This window comes from Streptomyces sp. NPDC060205 (assembly GCF_042728395.1).
GTDB lineage: Bacteria > Actinomycetota > Actinomycetes > Streptomycetales > Streptomycetaceae > Streptomyces.
In genome coordinates, this window is sequence record NZ_JBHWZP010000419.1 from 1 (window position 1) to 7164 (window position 7164).

General features: G+C 71.3%; 5 protein-coding genes. 4 read left to right on the forward strand and 1 reads right to left on the reverse strand.

Annotated elements, in window-relative coordinates; translation table 11 throughout:
- Positions 1–53: 53 nt before the first annotated feature.
- Positions 54–2264 carry an MMPL family transporter gene (locus ACFWGJ_RS39690; protein WP_387333824.1) on the reverse strand — a complete coding sequence of 737 codons (2211 nt, stop codon included), beginning with the start codon at positions 2262–2264 and terminating at the stop codon, positions 54–56.
- A gap of 362 nt (positions 2265–2626) precedes the next feature.
- Between ACFWGJ_RS39690 and ACFWGJ_RS39695 the strand changes: the two genes are divergently transcribed.
- The 4 genes from ACFWGJ_RS39695 (at position 2627) to ACFWGJ_RS39710 (ending at position 7132) form a co-directional block, all read left to right on the forward strand.
- Entirely contained in the window at positions 2627–3952 is a 1326-nt protein-coding gene (locus tag ACFWGJ_RS39695) for a lipase family protein (protein WP_387333825.1), read from the forward strand.
- A 408-nt stretch (positions 3953–4360) separates the two neighbouring features.
- Entirely contained in the window at positions 4361–4564 is a 204-nt protein-coding gene (locus ACFWGJ_RS39700) for a cold-shock protein (protein WP_387333826.1), read from the forward strand.
- A gap of 323 nt (positions 4565–4887) precedes the next feature.
- Positions 4888–6420, forward strand: coding sequence for a DEAD/DEAH box helicase (locus tag ACFWGJ_RS39705; protein ID WP_387333827.1), 1533 nt, complete (start codon positions 4888–4890; stop codon positions 6418–6420).
- A 328-nt stretch (positions 6421–6748) separates the two neighbouring features.
- Positions 6749–7132: an SCO5918 family protein gene (locus ACFWGJ_RS39710; protein ID WP_387333828.1), complete on the forward strand. Its 384-nt coding sequence runs from the start codon at positions 6749–6751 to the stop codon at positions 7130–7132.
- Positions 7133–7164 lie beyond the last annotated feature (32 nt).

The window sequence follows — 7164 nt, forward strand, 5'->3', positions numbered from 1 at the left end:
GCGTGGGTCGCCCCCCGGGGGCCCCCCCGTCCGGGGGGAGGGAGGCGGTCGCCTCAGGTGCGGGCCACTTCCAGGTCGGCCGTGTCGGACGGCGCCGGGTCCGCGTCGGCCCTGCGGCTGAGCGCCTCGCCCTCCACGTCGACGCGGGGCAGCAGCCGGTCGAGCCAGCCGGGCAGCCACCAGGCCTTGTGGCCGAGCAGGGCCAGGACCGCGGGCACGATCGCCATCCGTACGACGAAGGCGTCGAAGAGGACGGCGGTGGCCAGCCCGAAGCCGATCATCTTGATCATGGACTCGCTCTCGCCGATGAAGCCGGCGAACACCGCGATCATGATCAGCGCGGCGGCCACGACGACCCGGGCGCTGTGCCGGAACCCGCTGGTCACCGCCTGGGCGGGCGACTCCCCGTGGACGTACGCCTCGCGCATCCGGGAGACCAGGAAGACCTCGTAGTCCATGGCGAGTCCGAAGACGATGCCCACCAGGAAGATCGGCATCAGGCTCATGATCGGGCCGGTCTGCTCCACGCCCATCAGGTCGGCGCCGTGGCCCTGCTGGAAGACCAGGACGACCACACCGAGGGAGGCCAGGACCGACAGGAGGAAGCCGAGGGCCGCCTTGAGCGGGACGAGCAGGGACCGGAAGACCACCATCAGCAGGATGATCGCCAGACCGACCACGACGATCAGGTACGGGACCAGGGCGCCCGAGACCTTGTCGGAGATGTCGATGTTCAGTGCGGTGGTGCCGGTGACCTCGAAGGTCGCGCCGGTCTCGGCCTCGACCCCGGTCCGCTCGCCGCGGATGGTGTTCACCAGGTCCGTGGTCTTCTGATCGGTCGGCGCGGTGGAGGGCACGACCGAGAAGACGGCGGTGTCGCCGCTCTCGTTGAAGCGCGCCGGGGAGACGGACACGACCCCTTCGGTGGCGCCGATCTCCTTGGAGATCGTCTCGACGGCACCCTTCGCGTCGGAGTCGCCCTTGGCGTCCACGACGACGGTCAGCGGACCGTTGAAGCCAGGACCGAAGCCGTCGGCGAGCGCGTCGTAGGCCCGGCGCTCGGTGGTGGAGGTCGACTTCGCCTCGTCGCCGGGCATGCCCAGCTGCAGATCCGCCATCGGTACCGCGAGGGCTCCGAGGCCGACCACGCCGAGGAGCAGTACGGGCACGGGCCGGCGCAGGACGAACCGCGCCCAGCGGGTGCCGCCGTTGTCCTGGGCCTCCTTCTCGACCCGGCCGGTCCTGCGGGCCTTGCGGGTGAGCACGGCGTTCGGCCAGAAGCCGAGCAGCGCCGGTACGAGCGTCAGCGCGATGAGGACGCCGACAACGACGGCGCCGGCCGCGGCCAGGCCCATCTTGGTGAGCATCGGGATGCCGACGACGGCAAGTCCGGCCAGCGCGATGACGACGGTGAGTCCGGCGAAGACGACCGCGGAACCGGCCGTACCGGTCGCGAGCGCGGTGGCCTCCTCGGGCGTACGCCCCTTGGCGCGCTCCTCCCGGTAGCGGGAGACCACGAACAGGGCGTAGTCGATACCGACCGCGAGGCCCAGCATCATCGCCAGGGTGCCGGTGGTGGTGGACAGGCCGAGGGTGCTGGCCAAGGTCAGGATCGTGGCCATGCTCACGCCGACGCCGATGACGGCGGTCAGCAGCGGCAGCCCGGCCGCGGCGAGGGAACCGAAGGTGACCAGCAGGACGACCGCGGCGATCGCGACGCCTATCAGCTCCGCCGCGCCGCCCGGCCCGCCGTTCTCCTCCATCGCGGTCCCGCCGGCCTCGACGGTCAGCCCGGAGTCCCGGGCCTCGTCGAGCGCCTTCACCAACTGGGACCTGCTGGCGTCCGTCAGCTCCTCGGGTCCGACCTTGTAGGTGACGGTCGCGTACGCCGTCGTGCCGTCCTTGCTGACCGCCTTCGCCTGGAAGGGGTCGACGGCGCTCGCGACCTGCGAGCCGTCGCCCAGCTCCTTCACGGTCTTCTCGACGGTCCCCTTGCTCTCGGCGGCGGTGACCTTCCCGCCGTCCGGCGCGACGAACACGACCCGCGCGGTCGCGCCGTCGGCGGACGTCCCGGGGAAGCGCTGCTCCATCAGGTCGAACGCCTTCTGGGACTCGATGCCCGGCATGGAGAACGCCTCCTCGGCCGCCGCCGGGGCCTTCATCGCGCCCAGTCCGACCGCGGCCAGGACGGCCGCCCAGACCAGGGCGGCGTACCAGCGACGCCGGAAGGCCAGACGGCCCAATCGGTACAGGAAAGTAGCCACGGCAGGAGGTCTCCACATCTGGTGCCGAATGTCCCTCCAGGCTGTCCGGTGCGGACCCGTCCTGTCGTCGTGCGTCTGCCGACACATTTCGCTACTCGGTACGCAGTAGGAACACGCCTTCGGCTCCGTCTTCGGGACGACGGGCCGGGCCGCCCTGTCAGCCTCTGGTCTGGCTCCCGTCAGCTTCGAGTCCGCGTCCCGTCAGGTTCGGACGTGCTTGCGGGGCGACCGGAAGGGGCCCGCTATTAGACAGCCCGTCAAGTTACCGAACCGTAACCTTCCGACTGCTACCACGAGTAACTTACTCACAGGTAAGTTCCAGGCGGACTTTCACCTGTCGGCCGCTCCACAGGAGGTTCGCCATGCCCGCACGCAGAAAACTGCTGGCCGCGGCAGTCACCGCCGCCGCCTGCCTCACCACCCAGGCACTCACGGCCACCGCCGCCACGGCGGCGGACGAGGTCGTGTCCCGGGGCGTCACGATCCCCGCCTTCTACAATTCGCCGACCACCCTGCCCGCCGCGAACGGCACGCTCGTACGCAGCGAACCGCTCCCGCTCGCCCTGAGCCTGCCCAGCCTGCACGGACCGCTGCCGGGCACCGCGACCCGGCTGATGTACAAGTCCACCGACTCGAACGGCGGGCCGGTCGCCGTCACCGGGGCGTACATCGAACCGACCGCCCGCTGGAAGGGCGGCGGACCGCGGCCCCTGGTCGCGCTGGCGCCCGGCACCCTGGGCCAGGGCGACCAGTGCGCCGCGTCCATGGGCCTCGAACACCCGCTGTCGTTCAACGGCCAGACGGTCTCCGTCGGCTACGAGGACCTGTCGGTCTACCGGCTCCTCGCCAAGGGCGCCGCCGTGGTCGTCACCGACTACGCCGGCCTCGGCGCGACCGACCGGCTGCACACCTACGTCGACCGGGTCGACGAGGCGCACGCGGTCCTCGACGCCGTCCGCGCGGCCCGCTCGCTCGGCGGCGCCTCGGTCACCGCCGACTCCCCGGTCGGGCTGTTCGGCTACAGCCAGGGCGGCGGGGCGACCGCCGCCGCCGCCGAACTGCAGTCCTCGTACGCCCCCGACGTCACCCTCGCCGGAACCTACGCGGGCGCGCCGCCCGCCGATCTGACCGCCGTGACCAAGGCCATCGACGGCAGCGAGCTGGCCGGCGCGCTGGGCTGGTCCCTCAACGGCTTCCTCCAGTCCGACCCGGAGCTCAAGCCGATCGCGGAGGCGCACCTGAACGCGGCCGGGAAGGCGGCCCTCACCGATCTGTCCACCATGTGCGTCGGTGACGCCCTCTTCGGCTACGGCTACGCCAAGAGCACCAAGTGGACGACCGACGGCCGCTCCATCAGCGACATCATCGCCGCCACGCCCGAACTGAAGACGTTCCTGGACGGCCAGCGCATCGGCAGGCTGAAGCCGTCCGGCCCGGTCCGGCTCGCGACGGGCGTCAGCGACAACCTCGTCCCCCACGGCCAGTCCCGGGACCTCGCGGTCGACTGGTGCCGCAAGGGGGCCGACGTCACGTACAAGCCGGTGGTCCTGCCGGGCGTGGGCAGCGCGCTGCTCAACCACTTCGCCCCGCTCCTGACCGACCAGGGAGACGCCATCGACTGGCTGACGGACCGCCTCGCGGGCGAGCCCACGAAGTCCAACTGCTGGACACTCCCGGTCCAGCCCTGACGGAAGAGCCCCGCAGCCCGCGCCCCTCCAGGGGCGCGGGGAACTGCGCGACCGGCCCCCACCGGGCCCGCGGACGAAATCCCACCCACGGCGGGCCCACAGAAACCATGCCCCCCGGGCAGACCAATACCTGTGCCAGCCACATGAGAATTGACCTCGACGCGCGATGACAATTACTTACTCGGCAGGCTGCGTGAAATAACTCGTCACACACCCCCGATCGCAGCGTGCTAGTCTCGATGTCAGTTGCATGTTGTGGTTCCCGAAAATCTTGACAGGCGTCCCCACCAGTTAGCTACGGGTGGGGATCCTTTATGGCTCCGGTTGCATTTCCGGTGGGGTGATCATCACGGCGACACGGAGCGCACACAGTGTGCGCCCCGACGCACCGCCCCGAAGGAGATAAACATGGCTTCCGGTACCGTGAAGTGGTTCAACGCCGAAAAGGGCTTCGGCTTCATCGAGCAGGACGGCGGCGGCGCCGACGTCTTCGCCCACTACTCGAACATCGCGGCTTCCGGCTTCCGCGAGCTGAACGAGGGCCAGAAGGTCACGTTCGACATCGCGCAGGGCCAGAAGGGCCCGACGGCGGAGAACATCGTTCCCGCCTAGTCGGCACGCACTTCGCAGCTGGGGCCCGCACCTTGGGGTGCGGGCCCCAGCTCGCTGCATTCCAGGGGAATCGCGACCCGCTCCACGGGGTCCTCCGTCCAAGCTCCGGATGAAAATCCTTCGGAGCCCTCCGCACGGAACGACCGACCCCGTCCCAGGAAACGCGCAACGCGCTCCGGCGAGGCCACCCGCGAACATTCCCCGCCGCTTCGATATTCCCACCGATTCGGCTCCCCATTACTTCGGCTCGTTCTTGCAATTCTCTGCGCTGCTCGTTTTCCGCGGGAATTCCTTGATACGCGCCACGTCAAGGAAGGTTCCACGTGAACCGCACGCGCACGAACGACCGTTACTCCCGTACCCGCAGCGCCGGAAATCCGAGCGCGGGCCGCAGCGGTGGCGGCACCCGCTCCGGCTCCCCGCGCCGCTCCGAGGGCGGCTACGGCGGCGGCCACGGCCGTCGGCAGAGCTCGCCCCAGGGCGAGTTCGCGCTGCCGAAGACCATCACCCCGGCCCTGCCCGCCGTCGAGGCGTTCGCCGATCTCGACATGCCGGCGCAGCTCCTCGACGCGCTCGGCCACGAGGGCGTGACCGTGCCCTTCCCGATCCAGGGCGCGACCCTGCCGAACTCCCTCGCCGGCCGTGACGTACTCGGCCGTGGCCGCACCGGCTCGGGCAAGACCCTCGCCTTCGGCCTCGCGATGCTCGCCCGTACGGCGGGCCTGCGCGCCGAGCCGAGGCAGCCGCTGGCCCTGGTCCTCGTCCCCACCCGCGAGCTGGCCCAGCAGGTCACCGACGCGCTCACCCCGTACGCCCGCTCCCTGCGGCTGCGGCTAACCACCGTCGTCGGCGGCATGTCCATCGGCAAGCAGGCCGGTGCGCTGCGCGCCGGCGCCGAGGTCGTCGTCGCGACGCCCGGCCGGCTCACGGACCTCATCAACCGCGGCGACTGCCGCCTGGACCAGGTCGCCATCACCGTCCTGGACGAGGCCGACCAGATGACCGACATGGGCTTCATGCCCCAGGTCACCGCGCTGCTCGACCAGGTACGCCCCGGCGGCCAGCGGATGCTGTTCTCGGCCACCCTCGACCGCAACGTCGACCTGCTGGTCCGCCGCTACCTGACCGACCCCGTGGTCCACTCCGTCGACCCGTCCGCGGGCGCCGTGACCACCATGGAGCACCACGTCCTGCACGTGCACGGCGCGGACAAGCAGCGCACGACCACCGAGATCGCGGCCCGCGAAGGCCGCGTGATCATGTTCCTGGACACCAAGCACGCGGTGGACCGGCTCACCGATCACCTGCTGAACAGCGGTGTACGGGCCGCCGCCCTGCACGGTGGCAAGTCCCAGCCGCAGCGCACCCGGACCCTGTCCCGCTTCAAGTCCGGGCATGTGACGGTGCTGGTGGCGACCAACGTCGCGGCGCGCGGGATCCACGTCGACAACCTCGACCTGGTCGTGAACGTCGACCCGCCCACCGACCACAAGGACTACCTGCACCGCGGCGGCCGTACGGCCCGCGCGGGCGAGTCCGGCAGCGTCGTCACGCTGGTGACCCCCAACCAGCGCCGCGACATGAGCCGTCTGATGGCCGCTGCGGGCATCAACCCGACGACCACCCAGGTCCGTTCGGGCGAGGCCGAGCTGAGCCGCATCACCGGCGCCCAGGCTCCCTCGGGCATCCCGGTCACGATCACCGCGCCCGCCTCCGAGCGGACCCGGCGCAGCACCTCCTCCGCGCCCGGCGCGGTGTCCCGCGGCCGGCGCGGGCGTGGCGGCCGGAGCCGTTCCACGGGCGACGCGGCACGTCGTCCGGCGCCGCGTTCGTCCGCCGTCGACGCGGCTGCCTGAGCGCTCCTCCCGGGGCGCGGTGCCGCCTCGCGCGGGCCGGTGGGGCCGGCCGGGCACGTGACGTGGTCACGGCAGCCCGCCGCCCCGCCCGGCGTCGGCGGCGAGTACCGTCCCCAGGTGGAAGCCCGCGGCTGAAGCCCTCGGTGGAAGCCCTCGGTGAAGGTCTTCGGTGGAGGCCTTCGGTGGAGGCCTTCGATGGAGGCCTTCGATGGAGGCCTTCGATGGAGGCCTTCGGTGGAAGCTCTCGCCCGTCCGGCTGCTCCGCCCCGTTCGACCCCGTCCCCCGTCCCGGGTCGGCCCCCTTCTCCCTCTCTGTCTGTGAGGCATCATGCGCTGTGTCATCGCCCGGTTCCCGTTCGACCTCACCAAGAACGGGGTGCTGGAATCGATGAAGGGTGTCAAGCCCGAGGCCATCACGGGTGAGTCCGTGCTCATCGGCCGCCGCCAGTACCCGGTCAAGCAGGTCGGCGAGATCATCACCCGGCAGGACCGCCGCGACTTCACCGGCGCGGAGGTCACCCGGGCCATGACCCGGCTCGGCTTCACCTGCCGCAGCCTCCAGGAGCCCGCGCCCGCCGCGCCGCGCACCCTGACCCCGCTCCAGAACGCCTCGGCGATGCTCGGCGAGGCCGCGCCCGCCGCCCCCGTGAGCAGCGACGCGCCCGCCGGTGCGGACGCGGACATGAGCACGGACGCGGCCGTCGCCCGCTGACCCGCAGCACAGTGAAGGGCCCCGCCGACGTG